Here is an 18,727-nt window from a genome sequence, read left to right as displayed (position 1 = left end):
TTGTTTCTGATGAGTTGCTTACTAAAACTAGCTTTTGAGAGAACCGCCTGCAGTGCGAATGACATCTTGATACCAGAAGAAGCTCTGCTTACGTTTACGTTCTAACGTACCTTGGCCATCGTTGTGGCGATCAACGTAGATGTAACCGTAACGCTTGCTCATTTCAGCGGTTGAGTTTGCGACTAAATCGATTGGTCCCCAGCTAGTGAAGCCCATCAACTCAACACCATCAAGAATCGCTTCGTGTGCTTGCACAAGGTGATCGTTCAAGTAAGCGATGCGGTAATCATCTTGAATCTCACCGTTTTCATCGATTTCATCACGTGCACCTAAGCCGTTTTCTACGACGAACAGTGGCTTTTGGTAGCGATCGTGAAGGAAGTTCAACAAAACTCGCAGGCCTTTTGGATCGATCAACCAACCCCATTGGCTCTTCTCAAGATATGGGTTTGGTACGCTATCGACGATGTTACCTACTTCTTTCTGTTTTGGGTCTGCACTCGCACAGCCACTTGCGTAGTAGCTGAATGAGATGAAGTCGACACTTGCCGATGCGATCTCTTCTAAGTCACCTGCTTCCATCTGAATTTCAATGCCATTTTCGCGGAAGTAACGCTTCATATAGCCAGGATACTGACCACGAGTTTGTACATCACCGAAGAACAACCATTTGTTGTTTTCTTGTATTGCTGCCAGCACGTCATCAGGGTTACAGGTGTATGGGTAGTTGATCGCGCCAAGCAGCATGTTACCAATCTTGCCGTTCGGTACGATTTGCTGACACAGTTTTACCGCTTTCGCATTTGCCACTAACTGGTGGTGAATCGCTTGGTAAATCTCTTGTTCGCTAGCGTCTTCTTGCAAACCAACACCAGTAAATGGCGCATGCAGAGACATATTGATTTCGTTGAACGTTAACCACAGCTTCACTTTGTCTTTGTAGCGTTCAAGCACGGTGCGAGCATAACGCTCGAAGAATTCGATCACGCGACGATCGCCCCAACCACCGTAGTTCTCGACCAGTGCGTAAGGCATTTCGTAGTGAGATAAGGTTATGAAAGGTTGGATATCGTGCTTCGCCAGTTCATCAAAAATTTTATCGTAGAACGCCAAACCTTCTTCGTTAGGTTCAAGTTCGTCGCCGTTCGGGAAGATGCGGCTCCATGCCAAAGACAGACGCAGGCAGTTAAAGCCCATCTCTTTGAATAGCGCAATGTCTTCTGGGTAGCGATTGTAGAAGTCGATCGCCACGTCTTTGATACCCGGCGTTCGTTCTTCACGGGTTTGATGCGGACTCAAAATACCGTTTGGCAGCATGTCTGACGTCGATAACCCTTTACCCCCAAGGTTGTACGACCCTTCTACTTGGTTTGCAGCAATTGCACCGCCCCAAAGAAAATGTTCAGGAAACGTAATCATGTTTCTCACTCTTTATTGTTTTGCAGTATGTGTTTTCTGTGTTTGAGAATAGTGTAGGTCAAGGTGAGATTCTTGTATCAAGATCGTGTTTTTCTCAAACGGTGGGAGATACCGAGTTCTGATGATGATTTTGTAATCAATACCGACTTAAGCTGATTTGAACAATAAAGTGAAAGTCAGTCCATTTTGTTCATTCTTGTGCACGGTAACTTGTCCATTCATATCACGCATATTGTTGGCCGTAATCGCTAAACCCAGCCCTAGCCCCTCACCAATTTTCTTTGAGGTTTGGAAGGGTTCAAACATCGATTCGAGCATCTCATCTGAGACGCCGCAGCCATTGTCACTCACCGTTAGTTCTACCTGATTTGCCGTTGGATTGACGATCAAGTTGAGCTGAGGATTAGTGGTGTTGCCCATCGCATCCAATGCGTTCGATACAAGGTTGCCAAGCACCTGCAGCAGTCGTTGTTCTTCTCCCATGATCTTGTTTAAATTTCGAGGAACACGGACCCGTACATCCACCTTGTCTAGTTGAGATTGGTAAACACGCAATGTTTCTTCGAGTGCAGAGGTAAGGGAAATCGCTTGTAAACATTGTGGTTTGTTGTAAGCGAACGTTTTTAGCTGACTGGTCATGCTTGCCATGCGATCAATCAGTTTCTGTACCAAGACGTTATTGGCTTTCATCATGTCGGTTTCACCTCGTTCAGCCAATAGCTCATTAGTGGTGAGCAGAGTACGCAAGCCCGTTAGCGGCTGATTAAGTTCATGAGTGATCGCGCTCGACATACGACCTAAGGCTGCCATTTTGCTCGATTCAATTAACTGGCTTTGTGCTTCTTTCAGCGCTTGAGTTCGCTCTTCTACACGTTGTGCCAGTTCTTGGTTGACCTGTTGTAGTGATTGCTCGGCTTTTTTCCGCTTACTGATGTCTATGATCGTTGCAAGGAAATACTGCTCGCCATGCCAAGGGAAACTGGTCAGGGAGAACAGAACAGGGAAGACGCTGCCATCACTCCTTTTGGCGATGGTTTCGACCGTGCTGATCTCTGCGAGCTCTTTATGTTTAGGTAGATCTTTAAGTAACTTGAGAGTGGTGGAATTTGGGTTACCGGCATCAAATAGCTCCCAAGCAAAAGTGTGTCGATTAACGCTCTCTGGCAAACAAAACAAACGCTTCGCCATCGGGTTGAGGTCAAACAGTTGCCCTTGTTCGTCAATCAATAACAAACCAACGTGAGTCTTATTGATCATTTGCTTCAAGCGGCGTTGGGACTCTTCCAAAAGGGCTTGAATCCGTTGTTGGTTGATGTGTTTTTGGCGACGTTGCAAGCCAATGATGACAAGCAAGACGATCAATAGGAGCAGCGCCGCTACGCTCCAACCAATCACATTAATAGTTTGTTGAATCGGTTTGGAAGGGGTGAGGTAGCTGACGTACCAATTCAAGTCATCCAGCTTCACGGTATGTGCAAAATAGCGTTGATGGTTGAGTGTCCATGCTCTGATATTGGTGTTGTCGTATAAGCGCTGAGTTTCTAACTGGACTGTGTTGTTCGGTTCGTTAAACCAGTCTGCGTTATAGACTGGGCTGCTCGATAGGAAGAAACGCTGCTGGCGATTTTGCAATGTGATGATGTCTTGACTGGTAATGGTTTGCTCAGTCAATAGGCTCAGGTTGATTTGTACTACCACAATGCCAGCGATATTCAAGCCGTCATAGATAGGAGCGGCCAAATAATAAAGCGGGCTGGAGCCTTTGGTTTTGTTCACCAAAGAGACACCACCAGCTTGATTGTGAATTTGTTCCACAATCGCTTTTCGGTCAGACAGGCTAAAGCGCTCTTCGATTAAACTCGATACCAATACCTCGCCAGAGTTAGACAGGATCAGCCAACCTTCTGTGTTAGCGGCTTTATCCAGTTGAGTCAGTTGGGTTTGTAGCGGCTCGTAATAAGTTAGATTCCCTTTTACAAACGCAATGGTTTCCGGGTTATTGGTCACAAGGTATGGCAGGTGATAGAAGCGTTTAAGAGCCCGGCGAACTTCACCGATATAGTCGAGCAACTTTTGTTGAGCTTCGTTTTGAGTCTCGACACTCAACCATTGACGAGCAACCTCTCGACTGGCGATATAGCAAGACAAAATCAGCATGGATGCAAGTGCGACTACAAGCCATGTTTTGCCAATTCTTCTACGCTGCATACCGACCCCATAATGGTATTGATCTTTTTCGACTATGAAAGAGTGCGCCTAACCGTTTGGATGTTAAAGACTTGTAAGCAAGAAGTGAGATCTAGCTCCTTTCCTCCACAGTGGTTTTTGCTACCGTTAGCACACCACGATGAATTCCTATACTTATAAATCAGGCAGTAACGTATGGCTTTTAACGACTCCCCTAAAATTGCACTTATCGAAGACGACGATATTGTTCGTCAGGCAACTAGCCAATGGTTACAGCTGGCGGGATTTGATGTATCGGCATTCAGTCTGGGGGAAGAGGGCAAAGCCGCCATTCTTAGCCAAGAATTTGATGCCATTGTGAGTGATGTTCGCCTACCAGACATCGACGGTTTATCGATACTAGAAAGCCTGATTGCCAACCACATTCAAACTCCGATTATTTTGATCACTGGCCACGGTGATGTCGATATGGCCGTTGGTGCTTTACAACGCGGTGCGTTTGATTTTGTTGAGAAGCCTTTCCTGCCAGAGCGTCTATCTCAACGCGTGACTGAGGCCGTTGAGAATTATCGCGCACAAACTTCTACTCAAGATCGTCAGGAGTATCTTTCTCGCATCAGCGGCTTAGAAGAAGTGTTGGTTGGGCGAAGCAAAGTGATGCAAAAACTAAGGGAGCAAGTTGCCAAGCTAGCGCGAATTGATACTAACGTGATCATTTATGGTGAAACAGGTTGTGGTAAAGAGCTGGTGGCCACCAGTTTGCATAATGAGAGCCAACGGAGATCCTATCACTTTGTGCCTATCAACTGTGGCGCAATTCCTGAAACGCTGTTCGAGAGCGAATTATTTGGCCATGAAGCTGGTGCATTTACCGGCGCGGCCAAAAAGCGCATTGGTAAACTTGAATACGCAGATAAGGGCACCTTGTTTTTTGATGAAGTAGAAAGTATGCCCCTGTCAATGCAAGTGAAAGTATTGCGCGCTCTTCAAGAACACACCATAGAGCGAGTCGGTGGCAACCAACAAATCTCTGTTGATTTACGGGTGATCGCGGCGGCGAAAGAAGATCTCAATGATCATGACGACTTTCGTCAGGATTTATATTATCGCCTTAATGTGGCGCAGATCTATCTACCGCCACTGAGAGAGCGTGAAGAAGACGCATTGATCTTATTCGAACATTTCACCTTGAAGAACAACCCAAACTGCCGGCCTGTGAGTGAAGCCGATAGAAAAGCCATTCTTGCTTATGCGTGGCCGGGCAATGTGCGGGAACTACGAAACGTGGCCATAAGGTTCGCGTTAGACAACACCATTTCGGTTATGGAAATTCTCTCTAGTCGCCCTTCCTCGACAAACGAAGAGACACATGCAGGGGTGCCGTTGGTGATTCAGCTGCATAATTTTGAACGCAAGGTGCTACATGATTCGTTAGTTCGAAACCAAGGAAGAATTACGGATGTGATGGTCGAATTAGATTTACCACGCCGAACCCTCAACCAAAAGATGCAGAAGTTTGGGTTGAATCGCTCTGATTACACGTAGAAAAAACGGCTTTACTTAGGAAGCCGTTTTTTGTTGAGGTACTTATTTGTTAAGGTACTTGCCGATCTAGGCTTGGTTCACCAACTCGGCTTTTTGTTGGCTTGCCTTGCGGGTAAATACTACGCCCACAACCACCATAGCGATCGTCGGAACAATCCAACTTGCAAAGTAGTGGTACAGCGGCATGTTGCTGTCTAACCATTGGTTTGCCGCTTCTGGCATGTAACCTAGGATGTGCAGCGCATCAACACAACCAAACACTAGAGCAGTGAACGCCGTCGCTACCACCATGAACTGTGACATCTTGTTGCGCACGGGTGCCATGATCATCAATGCAATCGCCACTGGGTGAAGCACCACAACCGCAGGCAATGTGATAGCCAATAGTTGCTCCAGACCTACGTTAGCAATCAAACCTGCCAACACCATGGTCGTAATAACGCAGCCTTTGTAGTTCACTTTGCTGAAAGTATTATCGTAAAACTCACTACCTGCAGTGGTTACGCCGATAGCAGTAGTCAAACAAGCCAATACCATTACGGCACCTAGCAATAGTGAACCAAACGCACCAAAGTGGTTGAAGGTGAACGCCGTTAGGATATCGCCACCGTTACTGAATTCAGAACCTAAGTATGAGCTCGTCGAGCCAATGTAAGCCAATGAGATGTAAACAAATGCCATCGCAACCGCGTACATCAAAGCGGCGATTAGCGTGTATTTTGCGGTGGCTTTCGGACAATCTACCCCCATGCTGCGAATCGCACGGAAAATAATCCAACCAAAACCTATAGAGCCTAGCGCGTCCATTGTCATGTAGCCTTGGGTTAAGCCTTCAGCAAATGCGCCAGATACGTATGGACCTGTTGCTGTGGTTAGTTCGCCAGCAGGGTAAACCAATGCGGTCACAGACATGATCACCAAGATAGCCATCAAAGCAGGAGTTAAGATCTTACCTAGGTTGTCGACCAACTTACCCGGATATAGGGCGAATAAAATGGTGATAACGCAGAAGGCAATAGTGAAAGGCACCAAAGCGGCATCACCAAACATTGGTGCAAAGCTAAATTGGTAGGCCACAGTAATCGCACGTGGTATTACGAACGCAGGGCCAATCACGATAAACACCATCACCCAAAAACTGGTTGCCAAAGGTTTAGGTAGGGCTGCGGTTAGTTTGTCTGAACCGTTAACGATAGCCACCATTACTAGTGCCATTGCAGGCAGACCTACACCCGTCAAGAGGAAGCCAGACATCCCGCTCAGAAAGTTTTCACCTGCTTGATAACCCAAAAATGGAGGGAAGATCAGGTTACCCGCGCCTAAGTACATGGCGAAAGTCATGAAGCCCAAAGCGGCGATATTGCGTGCGCTTAACATTGTTATTCCTCTTATGTTTCGCTTGGAAGAAACTGAAAGGAATGGGAGGAGTATGTGGTGTTCCCGTCAGCTTCTTCTCAAGCTGACAGAAAGTTTAGATATAGCCTGTCAGCTCTGAATCAGTTCCAGAGAGAGCAGGAGGATCGCAGCAGCAACGCCAGATGGGCGTTTTAAAGCGAATTGTGATTGCGCAGTTGCTGACATGGATGATCCTTAATGACGAAAAGATACCAAGGAATACGTTTGCCTTGGCGTGTTGTTACCCTAACGAACATGGGGCCATTGGCACAACCCCGAAGAAGAAAATAAGTTGATACGGTCAATGTTTGTTTCTGAACTGGTGGATCGAACTGGTTTTTAAATTCAAAATCAGAATAAATGACTTTTCATTTCTGTAACATTGCTTGTTTTGCTGTATTTTTGTGCTATTTGTAGTCGTTTAGGCTGCAAAGCTCCGCCGATAAAGTGAGCAGTTTAGAATGATGCGCTGTTTCTTCTTATTGTTAAGACGCTTTAGCTCCGGTTCAGCCCAAGAGCTCATCGGCAAAATATTGCTCATCGGCAAACGGAGCATTTTTTCATTCCAGATCACATTTCATTAACCTTTTGCTGTGTAGTTGCACAAATTTATCCTCAGAAATAGGCAATATCTTGCTTATCGCTTTGTTATCAAATCAGCATGATTTTGCTCATTTATACGGGGTCTTGATTTTTATCTCAATAAATACAACAGCTTAAAAGTTGGCATTTCTATTGCTCTAGGCTATTTGTTGTTAATGAAGGTTTAATGCCTTGTAAATCCAAATCGTGAAACGACTACACGGAGAGTAATAATGAAAATGAATAAGCTGGTAAAAGCTTTAGCTGTCGCTGTGACTTCTTTTGGTATTGCTGCTAATGCAGTAGCGGAAGAGCGTAGCTACATTCTTGCAACGGCATCGACAGGCGGAACTTACTACCCAGTGGGTGTAGCACTGGCGACATTAAGTAAAGTGAAATTAGCACCTAAACATCACTTCTCCCTCTCTGCTATTAGCTCTGCTGGATCTGGTGAAAACGTCAAACTGTTGAACGAAAACGAAGCCCAGTTCGCGATTCTGCAGGGCTTATACGGTGCGTGGGCTTGGTCTGGCGAAGGTCCTTATGAGAAGAGTGGTCGCCAAGAGCAGCTGCGTTCAGTCTCTATGCTGTGGCAAAATGTTGAGCACTTTATTGTTCGCTCTGACCTAGCAAAAACGGGCACGGTGACAGATCTAAACAACCTAGATGGTAAGAAGTTCTCCATCGGTAAGAAAAACTCTGGTACAGAGAATTCTGGTCGTCAAATCATGAAAGGTCTGAATGTCGACCCAGATAAATTCAATCTAGCCTACATGGGCTACGGCGGTAGCGCGAGTGCGCTTCAAAACGGCACTATTGACGGCATGAACACGCCAGCGGGAGTCCCCGTTGGGGCGGTCACTCAAGCTTTTGCTGCGCTTGGTAAAGACATCTCGATTCTTTCGTTTACAGACGAACAAATCAAAGAGGCGAATGGCCACTATAACCTTTGGACGAAATACGAGATCCCAGCCAACACCTACCCAGGTCTGGACAAGCCGATCACGACTATCGCACAACCAAACTTCTTGGCCGTTCGTGAAGATATCTCGGAAGAAGACGTATACCAGCTAACGAAAGCAATATACGAGAACTTGCCATTCCTACAAGGTATTCATAAAGCAACCAAAGCAATGGCGATGGAAAAAGCAATTGCTGGCTTGCCAGTACCTCTTCACCCAGGTGCCGCGCGTTACTACAAAGAAATGGGCATCGAAATCCCATCAGACCTAATGGCGAAATAACGTCAGCTCGCCCCGAGCACTGGCTTGGGGCATCTAATCCCTACAAACGATTTAAAACGAAAAAAGCCGCTAGAGCTTGGAGTATAAGATGAGCGACTCAATAGAGAAGGAATTGCAGAAGTTTGAGCTGCCCACGCGCACAGACTTTCCGTGGGTAACGACCACAATCACAGTGTTTGCCGTGATGCTATCTGTTTTGCACATTTGGTTTAATACCTTATCGACGTTACCGGAGTTATGGATTTCTGCCACTCACTTTGCTGGTTTTGCAGTAATTTGTGCGCTTTGGTACCCGGCCCATATCTCTCTCAAGCAGAGTAAGATTGCACTGGGCGTCGATGTGTTGATTGCCATGGGGGCCGTCGCGTGCTTGCTCTACATTCCTTATGCCGAAGACGCGCTGTACGAACGCGGTGTGAAGTTCGTGACCAGCGATTGGGTGTTCGCCATCTTGGCCATCTTGATTGTTATCGAACTGATTCGACGTACTATGGGCTGGTTTATTCCAGTGCTGATTGTGGTGTGTTTAAGCTACGTTGTGCTTTGGGGTAAGTGGGCAACCGGTATTTTCCACTTCCCGGGTTTGAGTATGGAAACTTTACTTTACCGCAGTTTCTATTCTTCAGAGGGCATGTTCGGTTCTATTTCACGCATCAGTTGGACTTTTGTATTCATGTTCATTCTGTTTGGTGCGTTTCTTGTTCGCTCTGGCGTCGGCGATTACATCATCAATGTGGCACGTGCGGCGGCTGGCAAAATCATCGGCGGTCCCGGTTTTATCGCAGTAATTGGCTCGGGCTTGATGGGCTCCGTATCTGGCTCTAGCGTGGCAAATACGGTTTCAACCGGTGTTATCAGTATTCCTTTGATGCAAAAAGCGGGTTTCCCTTCGCGCTTTGCCGCGGGCGTTGAAGCAGCTGCATCGACAGGTGGTCAGTTGATGCCACCAGTGATGGGGGCGGGTGCTTTCATCATGGCGTCTTACACGCAAATTCCTTATGTTGATATCATCGCGGTTTCTTTCATTCCAGCTCTTATCTACTTCTTGTCTGTGGCGTTCTTTGTGCGTATCGAAGCTAAACGCAGCGGCGTTCAGAAGATCACGACCAGCGATGAATCTCTACTCAAAGTCGTGGTTAGCGGCTGGCACAACCTTATTCCGCTCGCTGTATTGGTTACTCTTTTGGTCCAAGGCTTTACGCCAACTTACGCGGCGGGTCTATCGATCATTTCTGTTGTGGTGGCTTCTTGGTTCTCAAAAGATCACAAAATGGGACCAAAAGCGATCATCGAAGCGCTTTCGCAAGGCGCGAAAAACATGGCGACAACCGCCGTATTGCTTGTGGGTATTGGTTTGGTGGTCAACGTGATCAGCACCACGGGCATCGGTAACACGTTCTCATTGATGATCGACGGCTGGGCGAATGGCGACTTGTTCATTATGATCGTTCTTATTGCGCTCGCCTCTCTGGTATTGGGCATGGGGTTACCAGTAACGGCGGCTTACATTGTTTTGGGTACACTGTCTGCCCCTGCGCTGTACAAGTTGATTGCGGAAAACCAATTGCTTGAATTAATGGTGTCGGGTCAATTGCCGGAGCAAGCAAAAGCCATCTTTATGTTGGCGGCGCCAGAAAAGCTGGAACTGCTTAATGCGCCAATGGCGTTGGAAACTGCAAAAGAAATGGTGGCGTTAGTGCCTGCTGACTTTATGGAAACCCTACTAGAGCAAAGTCTAGGTATGGAAGCGGTAGGCTTAGCACTGCTGGCTGCTCACCTCATTATCTTTTGGTTATCGCAAGACAGCAACGTAACCCCTCCAGTGTGTTTGACCGCTTTTGCTGCGGCAACCATTGCAAAAACACCGCCAATGCGCACCGGTTTAATGGCGTGGAAAATCGCCAAAGGTTTGTATCTTGTGCCGCTACTTATTGCCTACACAGGCTTGGTAAGTTGGGATGTGACGTCGGTGATTACCGTCGGCTTCTTTGCAATCATTGGTACCTATGCATTGATTGGTGCGATTGAAGGTTACTTGGAAGGTCCTCTAAACATTCTGCTGCGTCTTGTGTTGATTGTGGTGGGTACATTGCTGGTTTGGTACGACATCCCAATGTTGGTTCGTGTAGCAAGCTGCGCGGGATTTGTCGCGATTTTTATTTACAGTGGTCGCAAGTTCAAATTGCAACAATCTCAACTATCGGTTTTATAAGAGGTCGCATGAAATCAGCCTATGACTACATCATTGTTGGTGGCGGTATCGTTGGTGTGTCGACAGCATGGCAACTGCAGCAACGTCATCCAGGCAAATCCATTTTATTGGTTGAGAAAGAGTCCGGTTTTGCCAAGCACCAAACCGGACATAATAGTGGCGTGATTCATGCCGGGGTGTACTACGCACCGGGCAGCTTAAAGGCAGATTTTTGTAAGCGAGGGGTAGAGCGAACCATTTCGTTCTGCGCCGAGCACGATATTCCGGTGGAGAACTGTGGCAAGTTACTGGTTGCTACCAATGAGCAAGAAGTCGAACGTATGAATGCCCTCTATGAGCGCTGCCATGTCAACGGCATCGACGTAAAGCTACTCGATGAAGTTCAACTCAAGCTGGCTGAGCCAAACATCACAGGCTTGGGCGCGATTTATGTCAAAACCACCAGTATTGTCGATTATCGTTTGGTCACTGAGCAGATGGCGGAAGAGTTCCAAAAGCTCGGTGGTCAAATCAGCCTGAGAACCAAAGTAGTGGCTGCCGAAGAGAAGGATGAAGAAGTCCAACTTACCTGCATTTCAGACGGTCAAACCATGCAGCTCAATACCAAGTTCTTGGTTACTTGCAGTGGCTTGATGGCGGATCGCATGACTAAGATGATGGGTATTCCCACTGACTTTCAGATCATCCCTTATCGTGGTGAATACTACCGATTAGATAGCAAACACGACCAAGTGGTGAATCATCTTATTTACCCAATCCCAGATCCTGATTTGCCTTTTTTGGGTGTCCACCTCACGCGTATGATTGATGGCAGTGTGACCGTTGGTCCAAATGCGGTGCAAGGCTGGAAGCGAGAAGGGTACGATAAGGTCAACTTTAGCCTGCAAGATACCATGCAAATGCTCAGCTTTTCAGGTTTCTGGAAGGTGACACAAAAGCATCTAAAAACCGGATTGGATGAGTTTAAGAACTCGTGGTGGAAGCCGGGCTATCTCAAGTTGGTCAACAAATACTGCCCAAGCATCAAGGTCGAAGATCTCAAACCATATCCTGCGGGTATTCGCGCGCAAGCGGTGTTATCTGATGGCACTTTGGTTCATGACTTCTTGTTTGCCGAGAGCGCAAGAAGCCTGCATGTTTGCAATGCACCCTCTCCCGCAGCGACATCTGCAATGCCGATTGGGGAGTACATTTGCGATAAAGTGAATGAGAAGATAGAGGCAAAAACCGAGGCGGTTTAACAGTAAAAAGCCAAACTAGAAGTACCCCAGAAAAATAATGACTTTGTTTGTTAGGTTATTAGTGTCGGGTGTGCTGGAAGTTTGGCTTTTACTTTGGTGATTGAATAATTTCCTTCTTATGATATTTGGGTTTATTAGGAGAGGGATGGATGAAATTAGGTTTAGCCAATCACAAAGTCGACGTTGTTAAGCATGACCCTGCATGGCGACAGGAGTTTGTGCGTTGCCGCTTTGAACTGGCGTTAATGACGGAGATACCGCTAACTCAAATCGAGCATATTGGCAGTACTGCCATTATGAATATGCCTGCCAAACCTATTATCGATATGGTGCTAGGTATTGAGCACTTTCCTCATGTTTCTCCAAAACTGATTGATGCACTGAAAAGTGTTGGATTTCTGCGGTTGAAAGTGGAAAAGCAAGATGAGATTGTCTTTGCGAAGTTCACCGATGATTCTTATCAAGTCAAAACACACTATCTGCACATCACTCAGTATCAAGGACAGTTGTGGCGAGACTGGATTCAATTTCGAGATAGACTAAATGGAAGTGCTGAGCTTAGAAGCGAGTATCTAACTCTGAAGTTTTCTTTGGTGGAGCAAGCTGAAATAACCATCGAAAAATATACGGATGCTAAAGCCGAGTTCGTAAAGAAAGTCATCTCGACATAAAACAAAGGCGACTAAACTGTCGCCTTTGCTGTATTTGGAAGAGCCGTTAAGATTCTCCACCTTTAGGGCAAAGTTCACCTTTCTTGGCGTGTCTTTCAATCATGTAATCGCCTCGGGCACTGTGCAAAACAATCGCATTCCACACTTGCCCGTCTTTGAGTTCAAACTCCATCGCATAGTGTATGCCGCCGACGACTTGGGTTCTCACATCATTGATTTGTTTTAGCTTATCCGTGGCGTTCATTTGATACAAAATCATACTGAGAGAACGCTCTGCATCAGGGGTGACTTTCGCTACTTGCCACCCTCCTGGAACGCCACCTTGTGCGCCGCATATCGCTTGCATTTTCTTTTTCAAAGCCGGTGGCATTTGTTTGTCGACTGCTGTTGCGCTGTTTGCGAATGGAAGCGCGGTAATCGCCACAATGGTCGTCCACATCATCCTTAACTTCATAAATTCACTCCGTTGTTTTGTTATTGATTGAGTATAAGCACGACTTTCACGGTTTACATAATTGCAGGGAATTACGGACGAACTTGTAGGTACGGAACAGAAGAGTGAAAAGAGTAAAAAAAGATCGCTTTTGAGTGGCACTCGTAACACTTCTAGAGGAGGAGACGTTATGAGTCTAAAGCATTATTTTGAGAAGGTCTCACCAAAGTTTGAACCGGGAGGCAAATACCAAAAGTTCTACCCACTTTTTGAAGCTGTCGAAACCCTTTTTTACACGCCGGGTAAAGTGAATCACGGCGCTACTCATGTTCGAGACAGCATAGACCTAAAGCGGATCATGATTATGGTGTGGCTAGCCGTTTTCCCCGCGATGTTTTGGGGCATGTACAACATGGGGCAGCAATCCAGCGACGCTTTGCTCTACGGTCTTGACCAAGTAGCAGCGCAGCAAGCCATTGATGCCTCTTGGGGGCTAAGCTGGGTTTGGGGTTCGGTAGAAGTCGCGAGCCAAGCAGGTTGGGCAAGCAAAATGCTTGTTGGCGCGACCTATTTTCTGCCTGTCTACGCGACGGTATTCATCGTTGGTGGTTTTTGGGAAGTTCTGTTTGCCATCATCCGCAAACATGAAGTGAATGAAGGCTTCTTCGTGAGCTCCATTCTGTTCTCATTGATTCTGCCGCCAACCATTCCACTGTGGCAAGCCGCCTTAGGTATCACTTTTGGTATTGTGGTAGCGAAAGAAATCTTCGGTGGCACGGGGCGAAACTTCTTAAACCCGGCACTAGCAGGGCGAGCCTTCTTGTACTTTGCTTATCCCGCTAACATGTCTGGCGGTGCTGTTTGGGTTGCGGCAGATGGTTACTCTGGCGCTACACCGCTGAGCCAATGGTATGAAGGTGGTCAGAGTGCCTTGACGAACAACATGACGGGGCAGTCTATCTCATGGATGGATGCGTTTGTTGGCAATCTGCCCGGTTCGATGGGGGAAGTCTCAACCTTACTTATTGCGCTCACAGGTCTAGTGCTAATCTTCATGAAGATCGCTTCGTGGCGAATTGTTGCTGGGGTCTTTGTTGGCTTAGCCGTAACTTCGCTACTGCTTAATGCGATTGGATCGAATACAAATCCCATGTTCTCTATGCCGTTCTATTGGCACTTCGTGATCGGTGGTGTTGCGTTTGGTACCTTCTTTATGGCGACAGATCCAGTATCCGCTGCTTTTACTAATGGTGGTAAGTGGGCTTACGGTATCTTGATTGGTGTGATGACGATATTTATCCGAGTACTCAACCCAGCCTATCCTGAAGGCATTATGTTAGCGATTCTGTTTGCCAACTTGTTTGCTCCTTTATTCGACTACATGGTCAAAGAGAACAACATCAAACGCAGAATGAAAAGGGCAAGACCTTCGTAAAATGAGGTTAGCTTCACTGAAATTTGGTTGAAAACTGCACTATATTGAAAAGGTCAGAGACATGGGGTTTCTGGCTTTTCTTTTTATCAGGAGGACGAAGACGATGAGAATTAAGGATATTCTCGATAGCCGTTTGGTGCTGTCGTTCTGGTACAACCTAGACTACTGCTTGTCTCTTCTTAGTAAAATCTCTGCGCGTTAATTTCCTCAATGCTCCCGCATTGAAAAGCAATTTGTCAGTTTGTTTTTAATCTTACGCTTAAATGCGTATGGTCATGTGTATAAGGAAATTAACAATGAAACGTATTCCAGAACCGTTCCGTATCAAAATGGTTGAGCCAATCAAAATGACGACCTTGGCTGACCGAGAAGTTGCCCTTAAACAAGCGGGCTTTAACCCATTTCTTCTTCGTAGTGATGATGTCTACATCGACCTACTGACTGACTCTGGTACAGGTGCTATGAGTGACAATCAGTGGGCAGGTATCATGATGGGCGATGAGTCCTATGCAGGCAGTCGTAACTATTACAACTTGTGTGGCGCGGTAGAGCATTTCTTTGGTTACAAGCTCACAGTGCCTGCGCACCAAGGTCGCGGGGCGGAGCAAATCCTATTCCCTGCTTTGATTGAACGTATGCGTCAGGTTCGCGGTGGTGAAACGCCCGTATTTATCTCGAATTATCACTTCGATACCACTGCGGGCCACATTGAACTCAATGGCGGTAAAGCGATTAACGTAGTGACGGAAGAAGCGTTTAATACCACCACGCCATACGACTGGAAGGGGAACTTTGACCTTAATAAGTTGGTGGCAACCATTGAAGAACATGGTTCTCATAACATCTGCGCGATCATCACAACGGTCACGTGTAACAGCTCTGGTGGTCAGCCTGTATCGATGGAAAACATGCGCAGCGTGTACGAAATCGCAACCAAGTACGACATCCCTGTGGTGATCGATTCGGCTCGCTATTGCGAGAACGCTTACTTTATCAAGCAGCGTGAAGCGGGTTATGAGAACAAATCGATTCTCGAAATCATTCGCGAGATGTACCAATACGGTGACATGCTCACCATGTCAGCGAAAAAAGATCCGATGGTGAATATTGGTGGTATGTGTTGTATTCGCGATCATCAAGAGCTTTTCCAAGCAGTTCAAACACGATGTGTACCGATGGAAGGCTTTGTCACTTACGGTGGTATGGCAGGTCGTGATATGGAAGCCTTGGCTCGCGGATTGTATGAAGGTGCGGATGAAGATTACCTTCACTACCGCATTAGCCAAGTGCAATACTTGGGTGAGCGTCTACGCGAGGGTGGCATTCCAATTCAATACCCAACAGGTGGTCATGCCGTCTTTGTTGATGCGGCTAAGATTCTGCAACATATCCCACCAGAGCAATTCCCTGCACAAGTGTTGTGTAATGCTTTGTACTTAGAGGCGGGAATTCGAGCGGTAGAGATTGGGTCACTGTTGCTTGGTCGCGATCCGGAAACCGGTGAACAAAAAGCTTCAGAACTTGAGTTGATGCGTTTGACTATTCCACGTCGTGTGTACACCAACGATCACATGGATTACATCGCTGATGCGATCATCGAGTTGAAGAATCGTGCTCATGAACTGAAAGGATTGACGTTTGAATACGAACCACCAGTACTTCGTCACTTCACAGCTCGTTTCCGCGAACTGGATTAATAATTCTGTGGGTCGTTAATGACATTGATAAACGTTAATTAAGCAAAAAGCCGCGAATTTCGCGGCTTTTTTTGATTCATCTGAATGTCGTATTACGCCAAATCTAGCGTTATTCGCACAAATTGCTCGTCTTGGTACAGCACTTCGTAATTGAAGGTATTGCTCGCGTATATACTGCCTAGGAACAGAGAGCGTTGACTCATAGGGCCTCGGAAAAGCATCGAAATAGGTGCGATTAGGGCGTTATTATCGTCGAAGTGTTGGTTTAAGTTATCAGACAGCACACACAGCAAACAACCGTGTTGGTCGTGAGATAAGTCGACATCTTCAGGACGAGATAGCATTACCGTCGTGCCTAATTTTTTCTCGACTTCGTTGATCAGCAGCAGGTAGCTATCAAGGTGAGGCTGCGGGTTACCAGGTTTATCGGCACCTACACAACGTTCAAGTAAAGCTTCTAAATTGCCATTTTCCCCTTTTGCCTGTTGAGTCAAAGACTTTAATGGCTTTTTAATCAGTTTGTAGCGATTGCTTTTGAGCTTAGGTTTAAGCCACTTTTGCAATAGATCGTTACGTTCTTTAAGGGAAAGCATTCGCGATGATGCGTGGATTTTGAAGTGCAGGTGTAATAAAGCGTGCACCGCGAGTTCGCTAAGTAGTTGGTTAGCGTCAGCGGATTGTTTTGCCTGCTTAGAACTTTGCATTACACTCTAAATTCTTTGAAAGAAAGGAATGGTGCCGAGAGAGGGACTCGAACCCTCACACCTAAGGCACTAGCACCTCATGCTAGCGTGTCTACCAATTTCACCATCTCGGCATCATGATGCTCTGAATACACAGAGGCTTCTGAATGAAGCGTTCTGAATTGTATATCCAAAATCCATAGATTGGCGAGAGTAAAATTGCTCATTTTTGGTCTTTGGTGTTCAACTGAACATTTATTGTTCGCTTTTGGCAGTTTTACCATTACTTGTCCTCTCAATACCCCCATTTCCCCTACAAGTATGACCACAAAATGGCACCTTTGCTTAAATAATGAACGCTTGAACGTTTGCGTAAATAAATGTGATGAAACTCTCGTTTTGATGGCTATACTTGCGACCCGTTTAAGCGGGAATTAGGGTTCGTTGTTCAGGACCCTTACCCATACAAGCCGTCACATGGAGCGGGATGAGTCGAGAACTCTCCAGCAGTGAATGACCCCACGGACCGGACCAGCTACGTTCAATTGCTTGTATAAGGTAAAAATAAGATGTCGAACTATCCGTTCTTCCTCCAATCTGGATCTGCGAGTGCGTTGTCACTCGATGCGTTGTCCCTTTCTTCTGCCAATGCTTTTGGCGTTCCTTTCTTTTTCAACGTTCAGTAGGTCCGATTCATGAGTGTTCTATTTAGTCTATTTGGTATTGTTGCACTGTTAGGTTGTGCGTTCCTGCTGTCAGAGAGCCGTTCTTCAATCAATTGGAAAACCGTGTCTCGTGCATTGCTGCTTCAGATGGGTTTTGCAGCCTTAGTGCTTTACTTCCCATGGGGACAAGCGGCGCTAGCTAGTTTGAGTAATGGGGTTTCAGGGTTATTAAGTTTTGCCGATGAAGGCATCAAATTCCTCTTCGGTGACCTTGCTTCTACAGGCTTCATCTTCGCGGTTCGCGTTCTTCCTATCATCATCTTCTTCAGCGCTCTTATCTCTGCCCTTTACTACTTGGGTATCATGCAAAAAGTGATTCAATTTATCGGTGGTGCAATCCAAAAATTCTTGGGTACCAGCAAAGCTGAATCTCTTGTTGCGACAGGTAACATCTTCCTCTCTCAAGGTGAATCGCCACTTCTTATCCGCCCTTTCTTGCAAAACATGACTCGTTCAGAACTGTTCGCGGTAATGGCAGGTGGTATGGCATCAGTCGCGGGTAGTGTTCTAGGTGGTTATGCAGGTCTAGGTGTAGAGCTTAAGTATCTAATCGCAGCGAGCTTCATGGCTGCTCCTGGTAGCCTTTTGATGGCGAAAATCATCGTGCCAGAGCGTCAAACGCCGAGTGATTACAACAACATCGAGTTGGATAAGTCTGAAGAGAGCAACGTGATCGACGCGCTAGCAAGTGGTGCGATGGGCGGTATGAAAGTCGCGGTTGCGGTAGGTACAATGCTGATCGCGTTCGTGAGTGTGATTGCAATGGTGAATACGGGTCTGGAAAACCTAGGCGAAATGTTCGGCTTTGCGGGCATCACGCTACAAGCGATCTTTGGCTACCTATTTGCCCCTCTCGCTTGGTTAATCGGCGTTCCGGGTCACGAAGTGTTAGCGGCAGGCTCTTACATCGGTCAGAAAATCGTAATGAACGAATTCGTGGCATTCATCGATTTCGTCCAACACAAAGCAACGCTGACTGAACATACGCAAGTGATCATCACGTTTGCATTGTGTGGTTTCGCGAACATCGGTTCTATTGCCATTCAACTTGGTTCTATTGGTGTAATGGCACCTGAGCGTCGTAAAGACGTAGCAAACATGGGTCTGAAAGCGGTAGCGGCTGGTACGCTAGCGAACCTAATGAGTGCATGTTTGGCGGGTATCTTTATCTCGCTATAAGGAACGCCACCACATAAACAACCATTCAAAACCCGCCACTTCGGCGGGTTTTATTTTATTAAGCTACCGAATGAGAGGT

Annotated in this window: 13 protein-coding genes and 1 tRNA gene; 8 read left to right on the top strand and 6 right to left on the bottom strand. The window is 46.5% G+C overall.

The annotated features are described in order from the left end of the window. Nucleotides 1–27: 27 nt before the first annotated feature. Both A8140_RS22305 and A8140_RS22300 read right to left on the bottom strand, forming a co-directional pair. Nucleotides 28–1,419, bottom strand: a complete 1,392-nt coding sequence (locus A8140_RS22305; RefSeq protein ID WP_005530182.1) for a glycoside hydrolase family 1 protein — start codon at nt 1,417–1,419, stop codon at nt 28–30. A 147-nt stretch (nt 1,420–1,566) separates the two neighbouring features. Then, nucleotides 1,567–3,627: a sensor histidine kinase gene (locus A8140_RS22300; RefSeq protein ID WP_005530180.1), complete on the bottom strand. Its 2,061-nt coding sequence runs from the start codon at nt 3,625–3,627 to the stop codon at nt 1,567–1,569. Nucleotides 3,628–3,801: 174 nt separating this feature from the next. Here A8140_RS22300 and A8140_RS22295 point away from each other — a divergent pair, with 174 nt between their 5' ends. Then, a complete protein-coding gene (locus A8140_RS22295) occupies nt 3,802–5,151 on the top strand; it encodes a sigma-54-dependent transcriptional regulator (protein ID WP_005530178.1) in 1,350 nt (449 codons plus the stop codon). A 66-nt stretch (nt 5,152–5,217) separates the two neighbouring features. On the opposite strand, the gene brnQ is transcribed toward A8140_RS22295, so the two are convergent. Then, a complete protein-coding gene (gene brnQ / locus A8140_RS22290) occupies nt 5,218–6,528 on the bottom strand; it encodes a branched-chain amino acid transport system II carrier protein (protein WP_005530176.1) in 1,311 nt (436 codons plus the stop codon). A gap of 833 nt (nt 6,529–7,361) precedes the next feature. On the opposite strand from brnQ, the gene A8140_RS22285 reads away from it, so the two are divergent. The 4 genes from A8140_RS22285 (at nt 7,362) to A8140_RS22270 (ending at nt 12,496) form a co-directional block, all read left to right on the top strand. After that, complete coding sequence (locus tag A8140_RS22285) at nt 7,362–8,372, top strand: TAXI family TRAP transporter solute-binding subunit (RefSeq protein ID WP_005432575.1); 1,011 nt, start codon at nt 7,362–7,364, stop codon at nt 8,370–8,372. 88 nt (nt 8,373–8,460) lie between these two features. After that, entirely contained in the window at nt 8,461–10,584 is a 2,124-nt protein-coding gene (locus A8140_RS22280; protein ID WP_005530172.1) for a TRAP transporter permease, read from the top strand. Between the two features lie 8 nt (nt 10,585–10,592). After that, the gene (gene lhgO, locus A8140_RS22275) at nt 10,593–11,825 is read left to right on the top strand and encodes an L-2-hydroxyglutarate oxidase (RefSeq protein ID WP_005530170.1); all 1,233 of its coding nucleotides are present in this window, start codon (nt 10,593–10,595) and stop codon (nt 11,823–11,825) included. Nucleotides 11,826–11,974: 149 nt separating this feature from the next. Continuing rightward, nucleotides 11,975–12,496, top strand: coding sequence for a GrpB family protein (locus A8140_RS22270; protein ID WP_005432572.1), 522 nt, complete (start codon nt 11,975–11,977; stop codon nt 12,494–12,496). A gap of 46 nt (nt 12,497–12,542) precedes the next feature. Here A8140_RS22270 and A8140_RS22265 read toward each other — a convergent pair whose 3' ends face one another. Beyond that, nucleotides 12,543–12,950, bottom strand: a complete 408-nt coding sequence (locus A8140_RS22265) for a cystatin family protein (protein ID WP_010646335.1) — start codon at nt 12,948–12,950, stop codon at nt 12,543–12,545. Nucleotides 12,951–13,119: 169 nt separating this feature from the next. On the opposite strand from A8140_RS22265, the gene A8140_RS22260 reads away from it, so the two are divergent. Next, nucleotides 13,120–14,364 carry an NADH:ubiquinone reductase (Na(+)-transporting) subunit B gene (locus A8140_RS22260; RefSeq protein ID WP_005530166.1) on the top strand — a complete coding sequence of 415 codons (1,245 nt, stop codon included), beginning with the start codon at nt 13,120–13,122 and terminating at the stop codon, nt 14,362–14,364. Nucleotides 14,365–14,660: 296 nt separating this feature from the next. After that, complete coding sequence (locus A8140_RS22255; protein WP_005530164.1) at nt 14,661–16,061, top strand: tryptophanase; 1,401 nt, start codon at nt 14,661–14,663, stop codon at nt 16,059–16,061. Nucleotides 16,062–16,153: 92 nt separating this feature from the next. On the opposite strand, the gene A8140_RS22250 is transcribed toward A8140_RS22255, so the two are convergent. Together A8140_RS22250 and A8140_RS22245 are read right to left on the bottom strand one after the other, a co-directional pair. Further along, nucleotides 16,154–16,765 carry a DUF2913 family protein gene (locus A8140_RS22250; RefSeq protein ID WP_005530162.1) on the bottom strand — a complete coding sequence of 204 codons (612 nt, stop codon included), beginning with the start codon at nt 16,763–16,765 and terminating at the stop codon, nt 16,154–16,156. A gap of 29 nt (nt 16,766–16,794) precedes the next feature. Continuing rightward, a tRNA-Leu gene (locus tag A8140_RS22245) sits at nt 16,795–16,878 on the bottom strand. Between the two features lie 561 nt (nt 16,879–17,439). Between A8140_RS22245 and A8140_RS22235 the strand changes: the two genes are divergently transcribed. Beyond that, on the top strand, nt 17,440–18,648 hold the full coding sequence (locus tag A8140_RS22235) for a NupC/NupG family nucleoside CNT transporter (protein WP_005530161.1): 1,209 nt from the start codon (nt 17,440–17,442) through the stop codon (nt 18,646–18,648). The last annotated feature ends 79 nt before the right edge of the window (nt 18,649–18,727 follow it).

The sequence above is a fragment of the Vibrio campbellii CAIM 519 = NBRC 15631 = ATCC 25920 genome (genome assembly GCF_002163755.1).
Classification (GTDB): Bacteria; Pseudomonadota; Gammaproteobacteria; order Enterobacterales; family Vibrionaceae; genus Vibrio; species Vibrio campbellii.
Note: the sequence above shows the minus strand (reverse complement) of the source record. Positions and strands in the feature narration are given on the sequence as shown.